At 37.5% G+C, this 261-nt stretch carries 1 protein-coding gene; it reads right to left on the bottom strand.

Annotated features, from left to right (window positions below):
- Positions 1–261 (bottom strand): transposase (locus tag QI155_RS11005; protein ID WP_281321684.1); only part of this gene is annotated, 261 nt, incomplete at both ends.

The raw sequence follows: 261 nt of genomic DNA, 5'->3' as shown, positions 1-261 counted from the left end.
CTGCACTTTTAAGTCTTACTGCTACTATATAGCCAAAACCTTGTTCTTTAAGTTTAAGCAGGTTTATTTTGCTGTTTATCCCTTTGTCTGCTACTATGATTATCCTTTTTAGGGAAAATCTCTTCTTGAGTCTCTCTAAAAAGGGTAGCAATGTCTTTCCATCAAAGGTGTTCCCTGGAAATATCTCATAGCCAATGGGAAATCCCTCACTGTCTATGAGTAATCCAAGCACTATCTGAACACTGCCAATTTGAGACTTTC

Source organism: Thermodesulfovibrio sp. 1176 (genome assembly GCF_029946585.1).
Taxonomy (GTDB): Bacteria; Nitrospirota; Thermodesulfovibrionia; order Thermodesulfovibrionales; family Thermodesulfovibrionaceae; genus Thermodesulfovibrio.
The sequence above is the reverse complement of the archived record's forward strand: the minus strand, read 5'-3'. Positions and strand labels throughout refer to the sequence as shown.